The sequence below is a fragment of the Fulvivirga ligni genome (genome assembly GCF_021389935.1).
Classification (GTDB): Bacteria; Bacteroidota; Bacteroidia; order Cytophagales; family Cyclobacteriaceae; genus Fulvivirga; species Fulvivirga ligni.
In genome coordinates, this window is record NZ_CP089979.1 from 179,612 (window position 1) to 196,260 (window position 16,649).

The 16,649-nt window shown below is 39.8% G+C and carries 14 protein-coding genes; 5 read left to right on the forward strand and 9 right to left on the reverse strand.

Annotated features, from left to right (window positions below):
• Positions 1–24: 24 nt before the first annotated feature.
• The 3 genes from gcvH (at position 25) to LVD16_RS00840 (ending at position 1,525) form a co-directional block, all read left to right on the forward strand.
• Positions 25–402, forward strand: a complete 378-nt coding sequence (gcvH, locus tag LVD16_RS00830) for a glycine cleavage system protein GcvH (RefSeq protein ID WP_233771690.1) — start codon at positions 25–27, stop codon at positions 400–402.
• A complete protein-coding gene (locus LVD16_RS00835; protein ID WP_233771691.1) occupies positions 403–768 on the forward strand; it encodes a VanZ family protein in 366 nt (121 codons plus the stop codon). It begins immediately after the preceding gene.
• Between the two features lie 82 nt (positions 769–850).
• A complete protein-coding gene (locus LVD16_RS00840) occupies positions 851–1,525 on the forward strand; it encodes an energy transducer TonB (protein ID WP_233771692.1) in 675 nt (224 codons plus the stop codon).
• Between the two features lie 93 nt (positions 1,526–1,618).
• Here LVD16_RS00840 and chrA read toward each other — a convergent pair whose 3' ends face one another.
• The 7 genes from chrA to LVD16_RS00875 form a co-directional block, all read right to left on the reverse strand.
• Positions 1,619–2,788 (reverse strand): chromate efflux transporter, encoded by a 1,170-nt coding sequence (gene chrA / locus LVD16_RS00845; RefSeq protein ID WP_233771693.1) that lies wholly within the window; start codon positions 2,786–2,788, stop codon positions 1,619–1,621.
• A gap of 10 nt (positions 2,789–2,798) precedes the next feature.
• Positions 2,799–3,770 (reverse strand): isopenicillin N synthase family dioxygenase, encoded by a 972-nt coding sequence (locus tag LVD16_RS00850; protein ID WP_233771694.1) that lies wholly within the window; start codon positions 3,768–3,770, stop codon positions 2,799–2,801.
• A gap of 75 nt (positions 3,771–3,845) precedes the next feature.
• Entirely contained in the window at positions 3,846–4,478 is a 633-nt protein-coding gene (locus LVD16_RS00855; RefSeq protein WP_233771695.1) for a chemotaxis protein CheC, read from the reverse strand.
• A gap of 5 nt (positions 4,479–4,483) precedes the next feature.
• Complete coding sequence (locus LVD16_RS00860) at positions 4,484–6,124, reverse strand: chemotaxis protein CheA (RefSeq protein WP_233771696.1); 1,641 nt, start codon at positions 6,122–6,124, stop codon at positions 4,484–4,486.
• A 4-nt stretch (positions 6,125–6,128) separates the two neighbouring features.
• Positions 6,129–6,491 carry a response regulator gene (locus LVD16_RS00865; RefSeq protein ID WP_233771697.1) on the reverse strand — a complete coding sequence of 121 codons (363 nt, stop codon included), beginning with the start codon at positions 6,489–6,491 and terminating at the stop codon, positions 6,129–6,131.
• 21 nt (positions 6,492–6,512) lie between these two features.
• Entirely contained in the window at positions 6,513–7,028 is a 516-nt protein-coding gene (locus tag LVD16_RS00870; protein ID WP_233771698.1) for a chemotaxis protein CheW, read from the reverse strand.
• Positions 7,029–7,030: 2 nt separating this feature from the next.
• Positions 7,031–11,965: a HAMP domain-containing protein gene (locus LVD16_RS00875; protein ID WP_233771699.1), complete on the reverse strand. Its 4,935-nt coding sequence runs from the start codon at positions 11,963–11,965 to the stop codon at positions 7,031–7,033.
• 118 nt (positions 11,966–12,083) lie between these two features.
• Here LVD16_RS00875 and LVD16_RS00880 point away from each other — a divergent pair, with 118 nt between their 5' ends.
• Both LVD16_RS00880 and LVD16_RS00885 read left to right on the forward strand, forming a co-directional pair.
• Positions 12,084–13,781, forward strand: coding sequence for a PAS domain-containing sensor histidine kinase (locus tag LVD16_RS00880; protein WP_233771700.1), 1,698 nt, complete (start codon positions 12,084–12,086; stop codon positions 13,779–13,781).
• A gap of 3 nt (positions 13,782–13,784) precedes the next feature.
• Positions 13,785–14,135: an Hpt domain-containing protein gene (locus LVD16_RS00885; RefSeq protein WP_233771701.1), complete on the forward strand. Its 351-nt coding sequence runs from the start codon at positions 13,785–13,787 to the stop codon at positions 14,133–14,135.
• A gap of 74 nt (positions 14,136–14,209) precedes the next feature.
• On the opposite strand, the gene rpsJ is transcribed toward LVD16_RS00885, so the two are convergent.
• Entirely contained in the window at positions 14,210–14,515 is a 306-nt protein-coding gene (gene rpsJ / locus LVD16_RS00890; protein WP_009581876.1) for a 30S ribosomal protein S10, read from the reverse strand.
• An 11-nt stretch (positions 14,516–14,526) separates the two neighbouring features.
• Positions 14,527–16,641: an elongation factor G gene (gene fusA, locus LVD16_RS00895; RefSeq protein WP_233771702.1), complete on the reverse strand. Its 2,115-nt coding sequence runs from the start codon at positions 16,639–16,641 to the stop codon at positions 14,527–14,529.
• Positions 16,642–16,649: the final 8 nt, after the last annotated feature.

The following is a 16,649-nucleotide window of genomic DNA, read 5'->3' on the forward strand; positions in this document are numbered from 1 at the left end:
GTGCAGAAAATTAAAACTAGAACTATGAACATACCAGAATCATTAAAGTATACTAAAGATCACGAGTGGGTGAAAATTGACGGTGACACTGCCACAATTGGTATCACTGATTTCGCACAGGGCGAGCTTGGCGACATTGTTTATGTTGACATTGAAACTGAAGGCGAAGAAGTAGAGCAAGGTGAAGTATTTGGTACAGTGGAAGCTGTAAAAACCGTTTCTGATCTATTTATGCCTATTACTGGTACTGTAGAAGAAGTGAACGAGGAGCTAGAATCATCTCCTGAGCTTATCAACGAAGATCCTTACGAAAAAGGATGGTTGATTAAAGTAAAGATTACTGATGCTGACACTGCTGAGTTGTTATCTGCAGATGAGTACAAAGATATAATCGGAGGATAATTGAATAAATACCTCATAGGTGCCGCAGCCTGGGCTATACTAATATTAGTGCTCACGCTTACGCCTGGAGAATCCGTACCCGATGTAGCACTTTTTGATTATGACAAGTTAGGACATGCCTTCATCTTTTTTGTGCTCTCCTTCCTACTCATAAATGGTGTATTTTATCACCCAAAATCAGAAGCTAAAATTCTTCTGGCTGTGCTTGTAGGCGTGATTTTCTCTGTGGTCTATGGTATCGCTATAGAAATGGTTCAGAGCCTAATTCCTGGCAGATCTATGGATCTGTATGATGCCATTGCCAACACAGCGGGATCTTTATTGGGATTATCTTTGTTCTACATAATGAATAAGCTGAGAACTTAACTCAGTAATTAATTTAATTTTGTATATTTGGGTAATAGACTCATTTAATTTTTAATAGAAAAACGAGTAGAAACAACTAATAATGGAAGCTAAAAAGACTAAAAAAGCTGACTTAAGAGGAAAATCAGGTCTTTTCTTCAACATAGGTCTGTTGCTTACCATGAGTCTCGTAGTTTTTGCATTTGAATTCAAAAAATACGATGACGGTGAGCAGTTAGACATAAGTCAAGCGAGCGATGATTTTGAAGATTTGTTGGAAATTCCACCAACAGAACAGCCACCTCCCCCACCACCAAAGGTGCAGCAGCCTGAAATCATTGAGGTACCAGATGAAGAGGAAATCGAAGAAGAAATTGATGTGGACCTTGATGTGGAAATTACCGAAGAAGAAGTAATTGAAGACATTATTGTAGAAGAGGCTCCTGAAGAAGAAGTTGCTGAAGAAATCTTCCAAATTGTTGAAGATCCTGCAATGCCTCCTGGTGGGTATCCAGCATTCTACAAATTTGTTGGAGATAAGCTTAAATACCCTGCGCAAGCAAGAAGAATGGGTATCGAAGGTAAAGTTTTCGTTCAGTTCGTTGTAGATAAAGATGGTTCACTTACTGATGTAAAAGCAGTAAAAGGTATCGGAGCTGGTTGTGACGAAGAAGCTGTTAGAGTAATCAAAACAGCACCAAAATGGAGTCCTCCAAAGCAGCGTGGAAAACCTGTTAAGCAAAGAATTATTTTACCTATCACATTTAAGTTAGGTTAAGAATAAAGAAAATAAAAAAAGCTCGATGATTTTTCATCGAGCTTTTTTTATGCCCTTTCCATAATCATAACTGCCATCAGTTAATCAGTTGAATTAGAATATAAATCCGATTACAAGACCAATCAGGATTATTACTGGCGGCGGAATCTTAGTAAACACCAGCAGTAAGAACGTAGCCAATGTTACTGATATATTTAAGGTATTTATCTGCAATGGTAAGAACATAAGTATAGCAGCAGACACCACCATACCAGCACTAGCTGCATTGATGCCCTCCAGAGAAGCTTTTACGATCCTATATTTCTTTAGATTTTCCCAAAAACGTATGACAAAGAAGATGAGGAACGTTCCAGGTAGAAAGATACCAATGGCTGCTGCCAGAGCACCAAGAATTTGGTAGCCGATACCATAATCATTCATAGAGATAGCTCCGATATAAGCGCAAAAGGAAAAAACCGGACCAGGTACTGACTGTACTAAAGCATAGCCTGACAAAAACTGCTCTGAAGTAAGATAGTGTTTGAACTCAACGAACTCACCATATAGAAAAGGAATTAACACCTGCCCACCGCCAAAAATCAAACTACCATTTCTATAAAAGTTTTCAAGAAGAAGTACCGGACGGAACCTTGTGAAATGTCCCATTATGGCTATAAAAACAAAAAATCCTGCCCATAACAGAAAGTTAGCCCAATGGATTTTTATACCCTTTTTCTCTTCAATAGGTTGTGCTTTATATTTTAGAGCCGTAAAAGCACCTCCAATTAAAAGCATAATAGGAAAAGCGAAGGGTGACCCTGAACCGAAGAACAGTGAAGCTATAAATGACAGCACCCATAACATGGCAGCTGTCTTAGTTTTTATAACCTTTTGAGAGATCCTTAAGCCTGCAAAGCCTACAAAACCTACGGCCATCGGCTGTATGAAACGGGTAAACTCTGTAGATTCTAATGAAGAAATGGTAATTCCAGCCACCGTCATAATAGTAACGGCGGGGATCATCCACACAAGCAAGGTTAAATATGCCAGGTTGGGACCACCTATTTTAAAACCTATTGCAGTAACGGTTTGCGTGGAAGTAGGACCTGGAAGTATTTGACAGAGAGCATTTAACTCGATCAAATCTTCCTCCGTTAGATATCCTCTTTTCTTCACCATGAGGTCAAACATCATGGCTATATGAGCCTGAGGGCCGCCAAAAGCACTAACAGCCAATAAGAGAACGTCCCTCAGGAAAATGAAATATCTAACTCGCTTAAACAAGAGTTAAAATTTACTTTTTAAGCCCTATCTCTGCCAGTCTTTGATTTAAAAATTCACCAGCAGTAATATCTTCAAACTCTTTTGGATTATTCGCATCAATACAGCTATCCAAACAAGTAAGATCCATTTCAGATCTTGGGTGCATAAAGAACGGGATAGAATATCTTGAAGTGGTCATCTGATCCTTTGGAGGGTTCACCACTCTGTGAATAGTAGACTTCAATTTCTTATTAGTTAACCTTTCAAGCATGTCTCCTACGTTCACTACAAGCTGCTCAGGAAGCGCAGTAATAGGAATCCACTCTCCATCTCTTCTTAACACTTGCAATCCATCTGCACTTGCACCCATTAACAAGGTAATAAGGTTTATATCTCCATGTTCAGCTGCTCTAACGGCATCATCAGGGACCTCATCAGGGTTTTCTATAGGGAAGTAATGAATTGGTCTTAAAATGCTATTACCATTCTTTACTCTGCTATCAAAATAATTTTCCTCAAGGCCAAGATAAAGGGCTATCGCTCTTAACATCTCAACTCCGGTCTGCTCTAGTCTTTTGTAAACTTCTACACCTATCTCCAATAACTCCGGAACCTCATCCACACTTACGTTATCAGGATATTCACTTTTTATCGGGTCTCCATCTGTCACTTCCTGACCTACATGGAAAAATTCCTTTAAGTCACCAGTCTTACGACCTTTAGCATGCTCCTTCCCTTTTCCAATGTAACCGCGCTGACCTGCTAAGCCAGGAATTTCATATTTCTCTTTTACTCCGTCAGCCAGAGAGAAGAATTTCTTAATAGCCGCATAAAGTTTCTCGGAAAGTTCATCAGTAAGGTAATGCCCTTTGATAGCTACAAAACCTATATTATTGTAAGCATTCCCTAGATCCTCTACAAACTTCTTTCTTTTAGCCTCGTCTCCACCTGTGAAATCATTCAAATTTAGTGAAGGCACCTCATCATATAATATATCTGGCATAGTAGTTCACGTTTTAGTTTAACATTGCTAAAATAAGGTAAATATTCATGAATTCAACGGATGGATGCCGGTAAACTACAGTTTTAGCAGCCTGAAATCATCCTTGTTAATTTCTCTTATAAGGTGTAAAATCTTTTCCATATTTGGAATGTCAAATATGAGAATCATAGGCAGACTTATTTGGCTTTCACTCGGCATAAATAGTGCATTAACTGTAAATAGCACTGGGCGTGTTACATCTAAATCTAAAAGCAGCTCATTCCCCTTTAAAGAATCCCTATAAATGGGTTGCATTGGCACTGAACCGTAAATATTTACCTTCAAGAAATTGGCCAGATGAGTCACCATAGTGCCTGTAAGGATATTACTCCATTCCAAAAGCAGTGACTCTCTCATTTTTTTAGAAGGTTGAATTCTTTTGAAGAATATGGATTCAACCTTGCTCATGTGTTCATCAGAAAACAGCAATAAAGTATGAGCATAAATATCTCCCTTTACCTCGGACTGAATAATGACTTCTACGTTATTTTGAATTAGGAGCTCTTCAAGCGCCGTCTTGCTTTCGGCTTCTTTCAGCTCAGGAACATTGATCAACACCTCTTCTTTTGAAATTTTCGCAAAAGAATCAGCCGCCTTGGCCAAAATGATATTCATCAATTCCTTTAATATATCTTTTTCCAGTGAAGTCATATTATGTAAAAGCATCATGCTAATTAAAATTGTACTGTACTCTCTCTTTGTTCATAAATTTTCGCAATGCTGGCCACATCCAGCACATAACATATCTCACCAGAACTAAGCAAGGTTATGCCACTGAATAACTCACTGTCATCCAATGGCTTCTGTAATGGTTTAATCATTATCTCCTGCTGCCTATACATCTGATCTACAATAAGGCCATACTTCCGGTTGTTATACCAAACTATAACTATATCAATGGCCTCACGTCTGAGGTTGATCATATTCACATTGGGCTCTTCTGAAAACAGAAAATCATGTAAATAAATGAGTGGAATCCTTTCTTCTCTATAATCCAGTATAAGCTCACCGCTTAGATGATGTATTTCCTGCTGCTTAGCGGTATGCACCGAAAACAAATTCAGCAATGGAACTGCAAAATGGTCCTGATCTACTTTAAATAATAGCGCCGCTTTCACTGAAAGTGATATAGGTAACGACATCTTAAAGGTGGTTTTCTTACCAACCTCTGAGAGGATTTTAAGATCGCCACCAATGGAGTCAATTACATTTTTCACGATATCTAACCCTACGCCGCGGCCTGCAAACTCTGTTATTTTAGAAGCCATGGAGAATCCTGACATGAAAAGTAAACCCAGGGCCTCATCATCATTTAAAGATTTAGCCTTTTGCTGAGTGATCAGTTTTTTATCAACTGCCTTCTTTTTAATGGCACTGGGATCTATTCCACGACCATCATCAGTAGTAGAAATAATAACCTGCCCCTTTTCGCTGGTAGCTTTAATCCTTAATAAACCTTCTTCTTTCTTTCCATGTTTTGCCCTTTCCTCCGTTGATTCAATGCCATGGATCACAGCATTTCTTATCAGGTGAATCATAACATCTGAAATCACGGAGAGCACATTTCTATCAATAGTAGTATCTGCACCTTCTAGAACAAGGTTGATCTTCTTGCCTTCACTAGTAGCTATATCACGAACTATACGAGGAAATTTATTAAACAATGAGCTCACCGTTACCAATCTGGCCGTCATGATACTTTCCTGTATGCGGTCAGCAATACGAAAGATGTTTGAAATATTATTGCTCACTTGTGGATTATTGGCAGCTTCTGCGAATTGCACCAGTAAATCTCTACCAGTATTTAACTCTCCAACAAGGTTCAGGAGATCATCCAGACGCTTTAAAGAAATGGAAACCGTGTCTGAAAAATGAATTTTACTTGATGTAAATTCACTCTTTTCTTCTTCAATCTTTATTAACTCTGTAGGCTCGTTTTGAATAATGGCATTGATCTGATTAATCAAATCAGCATCTACCTCCTGTAATTTGGGCTCGTTGATATTAGTAATCAAATAACCCATGTGATCTATACCTCTGAAGATGACAGAGGTATTATTCCCTTGAAAAGTAATTTCTTTATCTCGAATGGCACTAAAAACATTCTCCAACGCATGAGCTAAAGTGGAGATAGCATCAAGTTTCATCGCAGCCGTATTGGCCTTCATATTGTGCAGTAACCGGAAGATATCAGCAATCAACTCTTCGTTGCCTGGTGATTTCTCCAGATTAACAATGCCAGATGAAATTTGATCGTAGCTCTGCTGTGTTTCAGCCAGAAATATTGCTCTTAGTTCCTTTTCTCGATTAGTCATGAACCTACATGAAGACGTTGTTAATTACTTTCACCACCTCTTCATCTTCAAAAGGTTTTGTAATGTAAGCTGCAGCACCTATTTCTTCCGCCTGCTTTACTATACTCTCTTGCCCCACGGCACTTACCACTACTACTTTCTGGTCTGGTCTGTTCTGTTTGATTGTTTTTAAAACATCGAGACCGGAATTATCAGGTAAAATTAAATCTAATGTTACCAGATCAGGCTGATCGTCCTTTGCGCACTGAATAGCCTCTTGTCCGCTGGCCGCTTCATTTACCACAGTATATCCCGCATCTTCAAGAATAATTCTCAAAACTGCGCGCATGTAATAAGAGTCATCGACCACTAGAATGTTTTTACTCATAACTTATTTTCTTAACAATAATTATTTTGATATCTGTCTTATTTCACTTTCTGACAATACTTTAAGAATATCAAGGAGGATAATGAGATCACCTCCTACAGCCTTCCCTACACCATCAATAAACCTGTTTCTTATTTTCGCTTTCTCTACCACATCAGCTGAGCGATCGATTTGAGAATCAGTTAAAATCAATGTATTAGGAACTTCATTTACTGTGAAACCTATGGTGTAAGTGTCAGCATCTATCACAATGGTATAGGTTTTACTATTTAAACCACTATTTAAACTAAGAACCGGCTTCATATTGAAACGCTCCTCTAAATCAACAATGGCAATAAGTTCACCTCTCACATTAGCCACCCCCTTAATAAAAGAAGGTGTGCGAGGCATTTTAGAAACTTTTGGCGTAACAGCCACTTCCTTCACATGCTCTATTTTAACAGCATGGTGCTCACCACCCAAGACAAACGTGACGAACTGGTAGCTCTGCTCTTCTTTGACTTTTTTAGCCTTTGCTGCAACCTCCTTTACACTCATGGCTATTTCTTACCTCCCTTGGTGTTCTTTCTAGTCGTAGCTGGCTTAGTAGTCTTCGAACCAGTACCTGTCACTTTTTTAGATCGAGGTGTAGAAGTCGAATCTTTCTTAGGTGTAGCAGTTGTCTTTTTGGTCGCTGCGGATGCCTTTGTAGATTTTGGTTTCTCTGCCGGCTTTTCCTTAGCATCTGACATTTTAGACGCCATCAATCTCTTGGATGGAGATGAGATAGCTCTACTTTGATTACCACCTTTATTCAAAGTACTGGAAGTTCCCTTTAGCACGCTCGAACTGGTTTTAGGAGAAACCTCTCTTATTGTTCTTCGAGACACGCTAATATTAGCCCTTTTACTAATAATCTGTGGAGAGAAGTAGTCGCCATTATTATTTTGGTATAACCTGAACGCAGCAATACCCATCTGTAAGTCTTCTGCAATGAATTTCATGTTCTGGCTAGACTCAGTAAACTCTTCCATTGAAATAGATAATTGCTGAGCTGTAGTAGCAACACCATCCGTGGTAGAAGCTGTTTGTTCAGCGATATCCACTACCTCTTCCACATATTTCACTACATCAGAAATCTTTTTCTTTTGTAACTCAGTGGCCACCTTAATGTCTTCTGCTGTTTCCAATGTTTTACTACTTGAATCAGCAATGTTTTTAAAGGCTTCCGTGGCTTCGAATGTAGCTTGCTTACCTTTATCAACCATCTCTGTCATATTAACAATAGCCGTAGATGCAGACGATGAATCTTTCTTTACATCTGCTACCAGTGTTTCAATTTCATTAGCAGACTTCCTGGAACCCTCAGCAAGTTTTCTGATCTCTTCCGCTACTACGGCGAAACCTTTACCTGCTTCTCCTGCACGAGCAGCCTCGATCGCTGCGTTAAGTGCAAGTAGGTTGGTTTGAGCAGAGATGTCGGTGATTACACCAAGGTATTTAGAAATTTCCTGAGAACGCTCACTTAAGATTTCAATGGTTTTTGTAGTTAAAGCTGCTGAAGCAGAAATTTGCTCCATGTTTTTCACCACCTGCGAAACCGTTTTCATACCCATCTGAGAAGTGTTCACACCCAGTGCTGCAGCATTGTTCACAATTTCTGCTTTTCGTGCCGTCTCTTCAGTCACGGTCATGATTTCCTCTATCAATTTAAAGGCCTGATCCGTTTTACCCGCCTGATTCTTAGCACCTTCCGCCATTTCCTGCATAGAGATTGCCACATCAACCGTAATTTCATTCATATCCAGACCTTTGGCAGCCATCTCCTCTGAGGACTCACCCACTACCATCGAACTCTCGTTGATATTCAATAGAAGGGTATTCAAATTACTTACCGCAGTGTTAAGTGCATTTGACATAGAATGAATATCTCCAGCAGTTGCGATCTCCACTCTCTGCGTAAGATCTCCCTCAGAAATGGCTCGTACTATACGGCTTACCTCCAATACTGGTGATACAATTGAACCCAAAAGGTTATTTAGCGTATCAACCAATTCTTTCCAGCTTCCACTGATATCGGTCATGGCTACACGTTCCGTAAGTTTACCTTCCGTACCAGCCACTCTTGCCACCCTACTTACCTCTTGAGCTAGGGAGTTAAGCATAGTCACCATTGAGTTGATTGTTTCTGCCAGCTCAGCTACCTCACCTCGGGCATCCAAGGTGAACTTTTGAGTCAAATCTCCTTTCGATACCGCCGTTACTAATCGAACAATCCCCCGCACCTGAGTGGTAAGGTTGTTCGCCATTATATTTACATTTTCAGTCAGTTGCTTCCATACGCCTTCTACACCCGGTACATTAGCCTGACCACCTAGTTTACCTTCAGTTCCCACCTCACGTGCCACACGAGTTACCTCGCTGGAGAATACGTTAAGTGAGTCCACCATCTTATTGAGGTTTTCTTTCAATACTGCTAACTCTCCGTTTACATCCACTGTAATCTTTTTAGTCAGGTCACCTCTCGCCACTGCGGTTGCTACCTGGGCAATATCTCGCACTTGTAAGGTAAGGTTGCTAGCCATGGTGTTCACGTTCATGGTTAATTCCTTCCAAATACCTTCAACACCTGGTACATTGGCCTGACCACCTAGCTTACCTTCAGTTCCCACCTCTCTGGAAACCCTGGTTACCTCACCAGCAAATATGTTCAGTGAGTCCACCATCTGGTTGATGATGTTTTTAAGCTCTAGAACCTCTCCCTGAACCTCTACAGTAATGGTTTGAGTTAGGTCACCCCTTGCTACAGCCGTTGCTACTCCTGCAATTCCACGCACCTGAGTAGTCAGGTTATTCGCCATGATATTCACATTCATAGTGAGCTGCTTCCAAACACCTTCCACACCTGGTACGTTAGCCTGACCACCTAGTTTACCTTCGGTACCCACCTCACGCGCCACACGAGTTACCTCTTCAGCAAATACGTTAAGTGAATCCACCATTCGGTTTAGGTTTTCCTTCAGATCAGCAATTTCACCTTTTACATTTACTGTAATCTTCTGACTCAGGTCACCCTCAGCCACGGCAGTTGCCACATTTGATATATCTCGTACCTGAGCAGTAAGGTTGCTACCCATGGTATTCACATTATCAGTAAGTTCTTTCCAAACACCTTCAACACCTGGCACTTTTGCCTGACTACCCAAGTTACCCTCTGTACCCACTTCACGAGCCACACGCGTTACCTCATTAGCAAATATATTCAGGGAATCCACCATCTGGTTGATATTCTCCTTCAGCTCAAGTATCTCACCTTTTACATTTACTGAGATTTTCTTTGTCAAATCACCCTTTGCTACGGCTGTTGACACCTTGGCAATATCTCGTACTTGCTCGGTAAGGTTGCTGGCCATGGTATTTACATTGTCAGTAAGCTCTTTCCATAGTCCTTCAACTCCTGGCACTCGAGCCTGACCTCCTAGATTACCTTCCGTGCCCACTTCACGAGCCACACGTGTTACCTCACTGGCAAATATGTTCAGTGAGTCCACCATCTGATTCAGATATTCCTTCAGTTCTAAGAACTCACCTTTTACATCTACCGTAATCTTTTGAGTCATATCACCTTTTGCCACAGCTATAGCTACATCGGCAATATCCCTTACCTGAGAAGTAAGGTTACTGGCCATGGTATTTACATTGTCAGTAAGCTCTTTCCATACACCGGCTACGTTTGGCACATTCGCCTGCCCTCCCAGCTTACCTTCGGTACCCACTTCACGTGCCACCCTGGTCACCTCATCTGAGAATATGTTCAGTGAATCCACCATGAGGTTTATATTCTCCTTTAGATCAGCAATTTCGCCTTTGGCATCCACCTTAATTTTCTGAGTCATATCCCCTTTAGCCACAGCAATAGCTACATCGGCAATATCCCTTACCTGAGCAGTAAGATTACTGGCCATGGTATTTACATTATCGGTTAGCTCCTTCCATACGCCAGCCACGTTAGGCACATTCGCCTGACCTCCTAGTTTACCCTCTGTACCCACTTCACGAGCTACACGAGTTACCTCATCGGAGAAAATGTTAAGCGAGTCTACCATTCCGTTAATATTGGCCTTCAAATCAGCAATCTCACCTTTTACGTCCACCATTACCTTTTGCGACAAGTCTCCTTGAGCCACTGCAGAGGATACTTTTGCAATATCTCGTACCTGGGCAGTAAGATTACTTCCCATGGTATTCACATTATCCGTAAGATCTTTCCAAACACCAGCCACGTTGGGCACATTTGCTTGTGCTCCCAGCTTACCTTCAGTACCCACCTCACGGGCCACTCTGGTCACCTCATTACTGAATATATTCAGCGAGTCAACCATTTTATTTATATTTTCCTTTAGATCGGCTATTTCACCTTTTACATCTACGGAAACCTTTTGCGTTAAATCTCCTTGTGCAACGGCCGTAGATACTTTTGCAATATCCCTTACCTGTGAGGTAAGGTTGCTGGCCATCATATTCACATTTTCGGTCAGTTCTTTCCATACGCCTTCTACTCCCGGCACTCGTGCCTGTCCACCAAGATTTCCTTCCGTCCCCACTTCACGAGCCACCCGAATAACCTCATCTGCAAAGGTATTTAGGGAATCAGTCATCTGGTTAATGTTCTCCTTTAACACCAAGAACTCACCCTTCACATCTACCGACACTTTCTTAGTAAGATTACCCTTTCCTACTGCTGTAGCTACGTTGGCAATATCCCTCACCTGATTGGTAAGATTACTAGCCATAAGATTCACGTTGTCCGTGAGGTCCTTCCATACACCGGCTACATTAGGAACAGTAGCCTGACCACCTAACTTACCTTCTGTACCCACCTCAAGAGCCACACGCGTTACCTCTCCGGCAAATAGATTAAGGTTATCAATGGTTCTGTTAATGGTTTCGGCCATCACCTTAAAATCACCAGTTACAGGAATTTCAAATTTCTCATATAGATTACCGCCTGAAATATTCTTCAGTACTTTACCCACCTCCAATACCGGTATGGCAATAGAATCTACAAGACCATTGATATTATTAATAATATCTTTCCAGAAGCCTGACGCATTTTCCGCAGAGGCCCTGGCTGTAAGATTTCCTTCAATACCAGCTACCTTAGATATTCTGGAAACCTCTCCACCCACTCCGGAAATCATTTCCACCATACTATTGTAGGCTTCAGCTATTTCGGAGAAAATATCATCTTCTTCTTTATTCAGCCTTACGGAAATGTCACCTTTCTTAAAGGCATCAAGAGCAAAAAGTATCTTATTTAATCGTTTAGTAGCATATTCTTCGTCCTTTAAAGTTTCTTTAATAGGAATGGAATAATTCTCGATGGTATGAGAGGGAGGTTCATTTTGAGATTTGGAGGGTTGCTTTCCTTTGCTATCTTTCAAGGTAGAATTTTCCTTCTCGCCTTCAGGTTGAGGCTTCTGGGTTGATCTCATAAAATTTTAGTTAATGTAATCCAATAACCTTTCATGATCAAAATTGTTATCATCTGACATTCTTTTTTAATCTCAAAATCTCATTGAGTTTTAACAAACTTTATTCATCGCGGCAACCGTGGAAGAACCTAAAACCCAAAATACTGAACTGCTTCAGCAAAGCTTAAGTAACTCATTACTGGATAATTGTGTAGATGGAATTATCGGTTTTGATCGTGATTTAAGAATCATTGAATGGAATAAGATCATAGAATTGCATTATGGCATTTCTAAAGAAATAGCCATCAATAATTACATCTTTGATTATTTCCCTGAACTTTCAAAAGATGAAGATCATAAACTACTTGCAGAAGTCTTAAAAGGGGGTAGCATATATCTTAAAGACAAATGCTATAAAAACAGACCTGGTTTTTACGAGATTCTTATAGCTCCCGTACACGATTATGAGAAAAATGTAATAGGAGGAACAATTACTCTGCATGATATTACAGAGGTAAAAGAAATGCTTGAGCGGGTAAGCCTTCAGAATAAAAAATTGATGCGCTCTAATGAGCAACTTCAGGTAGAGATCAACGATAGAAAAAAAGCAGAAGATGACCTAAAGCAAGCGCATAATCACTTAGAACAGAGGGTACAAGAGAGGACTGCTGAGCTCGCCAAGGCAAAGCAGGAAGCAGAAAACGCTTCTAAAGAGAAAGATAAGTTCCTGGCTAATATGAGTCATGAAATACGGACTCCTATGAATGCCATTATTGGTATGGCTCAATTATTATCAGATACGCGTCTTACTAAACAGCAGCAAAAATATGTAGAAACAATTAACTCTGCATCTGACAATCTACTTTCTCTAATTAATGATATACTGGATTTCAGCAAGATTGAAGCTGGTATGATTACTTTCGAGAATAAGGAATTTGATATTAATAAGCTAGCAGCCGAGGTACTTGAAATTACCGCCTTTAAATGTGAAGGGGAACAGATTCAACTTAATAAAAATATCTCTGAACATCTTCCTGCAATTATTAAAGGAGATAAGTATAGACTGAATCAAATTCTTCTCAACCTACTCAGTAATGCAGTTAAATTTACTTCTCACGGCAATATTAGTCTTACATTAAATCTCGAAAAAGAGACTGATCAACAAGTATTTGTCAACTTTAAAGTAAAAGATACAGGCATAGGCATTCCTGACGATAAATTAGAAACCATATTTCACAATTTCACACAAGCAAGTAGCGAAACTACCAGAAAATATGGTGGAACTGGACTCGGCCTATCGATTGTAAAATCCTTAGTGGAACTGCAAGGTGGAAATATTGAAGTTCGTAGTAAGGAAGGTCTGGGCTCAGAGTTTATATTCACTATACCCTATGATAAAGCACAGCCACATAATAATAAAACAACCAGAGAACCAAAACCCACCTCTCAGAAGGCACAGGTCGAAGGTAAAAAAATACTGGTAGTTGAAGACAATGAATTGAATCAATTCCTGATTAAGTCCCTACTACTAAAGCAAAAGGCAGAAGTGCACATTGCCAATGATGGTCAGAAAGCTGTTGAGCGATTAAAAATTGAGACTTTCGATTTGGTACTCATGGATATCCAAATGCCCAATATGGATGGATATGAAGCCACCAAGCAAATCAGAGCCGGCATAGAATCAGACATCACTATCTTACCTATTGTCGCAATGACCGCTCATGCATTAGTAGGTGAGAAAGAAAAGTGCTTAGCAGCTGGAATGAATGACTACATTACTAAGCCAATTAAAATAATAGAACTAACCGATTGTTTAAAAAGAGTTTTAAATAGATAATTAATGACTAACTATACTAACCTAGATTATTTAATAGATTTTACAGATAACGATCCAGATTTAATCAAGCAGGGAATTAGCACCTACATGAGTAGATCACCCGAACTACTTGATAAATTAGTAACAAGTGTGAAAACTCAAGATTGGAAAGGGATTCATGACAGCGCACACAGTCTTTATACCTCAACCCAAATAGTAGGATTGAGCTGTCTTGCTAAGCCAATAAAAGAAGTTGAAAGTCAGGCAAGAGAAGAAAAAGGTATGCCTGAGGTATCTGAAAAGGTAGATTACATTAATAAAATAATGCTTCAATCCTACGAAGAACTTGCAGAGAGTCTTAAAAGGTATGAGTAAATTCTAGAAACACATTAAAACAAAAAAGCCATTTTGAAATTCAAAATGGCTTTTTTGTTTCGGTTATAATAACCTTATACTTTGATCTCTACATCAACTCCACTTGGTAATTCAAGTTTCATTAATGCATCAACAGTCTTAGTGCTGTTAGAGTAGATATCAACTAGTCTTTTGTAAGTACAAAGTTGAAACTGCTCTCTTGACTTCTTGTTCACGTGTGGTGATCTAAGTACTGTAAACTTCTCCTTTATAGTAGGAAGAGGAATAGGACCGCTAACCACAGCGCCAGTAGTCTTTACTGCTCTTACGATCTTCTCTGATGACTTATCCACCAAGTTATGATCGTATGACTTTAATTTTATTCTAATTTTTTGATTCATAGCTTAATTAATTAAACAGCTGCTCCCTTTACTTCTTCTATAACTTTATCTGCTAAGTTCTTAGGAACTGGATCATAGTGAGAGAACGTTAATGAAGCTGTTGCTCTACCTGAAGTGATAGTTCTTAAGTCAGTTACATAACCAAATAGTTCTGACAAAGGAACATCAGCCTTAATTACCTGAGCAGCACCTTTAGTATCCATACCTCTCATTAAACCTCTTCTCTTGTTAAGGTCACCAGTAACAGATCCCATGTACTCTTCTGGAGTCACTACTTCAACTTTCATAACCGGCTCAAGAAGTTGAGGACCAGCTTGTCTAGTTGCAGCTTTGAAACCTAATCTTGCCGCCATTTCGAAAGAAAGAGCATCCGAATCCACGTCGTGGAAACTACCGTGATAGACCTCAACTTTCATAGCTTCGATAGGATAACCAGCTAAAGGTCCGTTCTGCATAGCAGACTCAAATCCTTTCTGGATAGCCGGGATAAATTCCTTAGGAATAGCTCCACCAGTAATGCTGTTTACAAATTGTAAACCTGGTTTGATAGTACCATCTTCAGCAGGATCAGCAGGTCCAAGCTTGAATACGATATCAGCGAACTTACCTTTACCACCAGACTGCTTTTTGTAAACCTCTTTGTGATCAACCAATGAAGTAATATCTTCTTTATAAGCCACCTGAGGAGCACCTTGGTTAACCTCTACTTTGAATTCTCTCTTCAAACGATCCATGATAATATCAAGGTGAAGTTCACCCATACCTCTAAGGATAGTTTGTCCAGTTTCTTCGTCAGTATTAACTTGTAATGTCGGATCTTCCTCTACAAGTTTAGCAATAGCCATACCCATTTTGTCAACATCGGCCTGAGTTTTAGGCTCGATAGCATAACCAATTACTGGCTCAGGGAAATCCATAGATTCTAATACAATCTTAGCATTCTCCACACAAAGGGTATCACCAGTTTTAATATCTTTAAATCCTACTACAGCGGCGATATCACCAGCATGTAATTGGTCAATTTGATTCTGCTTGTTAGCGTGCATCTGGAATATTCTAGAAATACGCTCTTTTTTATTCGTTCTTGTATTGAAAACATAAGAACCAGAATCCAACAGACCAGAGTAAGATCTTACAAAGCAAAGTCTTCCTACAAATGGGTCAGTAGCAATCTTAAATGCTAGAGCACTGAAAGGCTCACTCGTTGAAGGCTTTCTTGAAATTTTTTCTTCTGTATCAGGGTCAGTTCCAACAATGTTATCTCTATCTAAAGGAGATGGTAACAACTCCATTACATAGTTCAACATAGTTTGAACACCTTTATTTTTGAAGGCAGAACCACACATCATAGGAACGAAAGCTAAATCGATAGTAGCTTTTCTTAAAGCTGCTACCACTTCGTCTCTTGAAATAGATTCAGGATCCTCAAAATATTTCTCCATAAGGCTCTCGTCGTATTCAGCCACAGCCTCCAATAACTGCTCTCTGTAGCTATTTACGTCGTCAACCATATCAGCAGGTATCTCTACCTCACTGAAAGTCATACCTAGATCTTCCTCGTTCCATACCATTGCCTTCATCTCCACTAAGTCAACTACACCTTTGAAGTTAGCTTCAGCACCAATTGGCAATTGTAAAGGAACAGCTTTAGTTCCAAGCATTTCTTTAACTTGCTTACAAACATTTAAGAAGTCAGCTCCGTCACGGTCCATTTTATTTACGAACCCAACTCTAGCAACTTTATAGTTATCAGCAAGTCTCCAGTTAGTTTCAGACTGTGGCTCTACACCATCAACTGCACTAAAAAGGAAAACTAAACCATCCAATACTCTTAAAGATCTGTTTACTTCTACTGTAAAGTCAACGTGTCCTGGAGTATCAATGATATTAATGTGATATTTTTCACCGTTATATGGCCAGAATACAGTAGTTGCAGCAGAAGTAATTGTAATACCTCTTTCCTGCTCCTGCTCCATCCAGTCCATGGTAGCAGCACCGTCGTGTACCTCACCGATTTTGTGGCTAACACCAGTGTAATACAGAATACGCTCTGTAGTAGTGGTCTTACCAGCATCGATGTGTGCAGCGATACCTATATTTCTTGTTAATCTAAGATCTCTTGCCATTTTTAAAA

Excerpts from the sequence above, each read along its gene's own strand:
- LVD16_RS00885 (WP_233771701.1), top strand. The coding sequence starts at position 13,785 with ATGACTAACTATACTAACCTAGATTATTTAATAGATTTTACAGATAAC.
- rpsJ (WP_009581876.1), bottom strand. The coding sequence starts at position 14,515 with ATGAATCAAAAAATTAGAATAAAATTAAAGTCATACGATCATAACTTG.
- LVD16_RS00865 (WP_233771697.1), bottom strand. The coding sequence starts at position 6,491 with ATGAGTAAAAACATTCTAGTGGTCGATGACTCTTATTACATGCGCGCA.
- LVD16_RS00875 (WP_233771699.1), bottom strand. The coding sequence starts at position 11,965 with ATGAGATCAACCCAGAAGCCTCAACCTGAAGGCGAGAAGGAAAATTCT.
- LVD16_RS00850 (WP_233771694.1), bottom strand. The coding sequence starts at position 3,770 with ATGCCAGATATATTATATGATGAGGTGCCTTCACTAAATTTGAATGAT.
- LVD16_RS00860 (WP_233771696.1), bottom strand. The coding sequence starts at position 6,124 with ATGACTAATCGAGAAAAGGAACTAAGAGCAATATTTCTGGCTGAAACA.
- fusA (WP_233771702.1), bottom strand. The coding sequence starts at position 16,641 with ATGGCAAGAGATCTTAGATTAACAAGAAATATAGGTATCGCTGCACAC.
- LVD16_RS00855 (WP_233771695.1), bottom strand. The coding sequence starts at position 4,478 with ATGATGCTTTTACATAATATGACTTCACTGGAAAAAGATATATTAAAG.
- gcvH (WP_233771690.1), top strand. The coding sequence starts at position 25 with ATGAACATACCAGAATCATTAAAGTATACTAAAGATCACGAGTGGGTG.
- LVD16_RS00870 (WP_233771698.1), bottom strand. The coding sequence starts at position 7,028 with ATGAGTGTAAAGGAGGTTGCAGCAAAGGCTAAAAAAGTCAAAGAAGAG.
- LVD16_RS00840 (WP_233771692.1), top strand. The coding sequence starts at position 851 with ATGGAAGCTAAAAAGACTAAAAAAGCTGACTTAAGAGGAAAATCAGGT.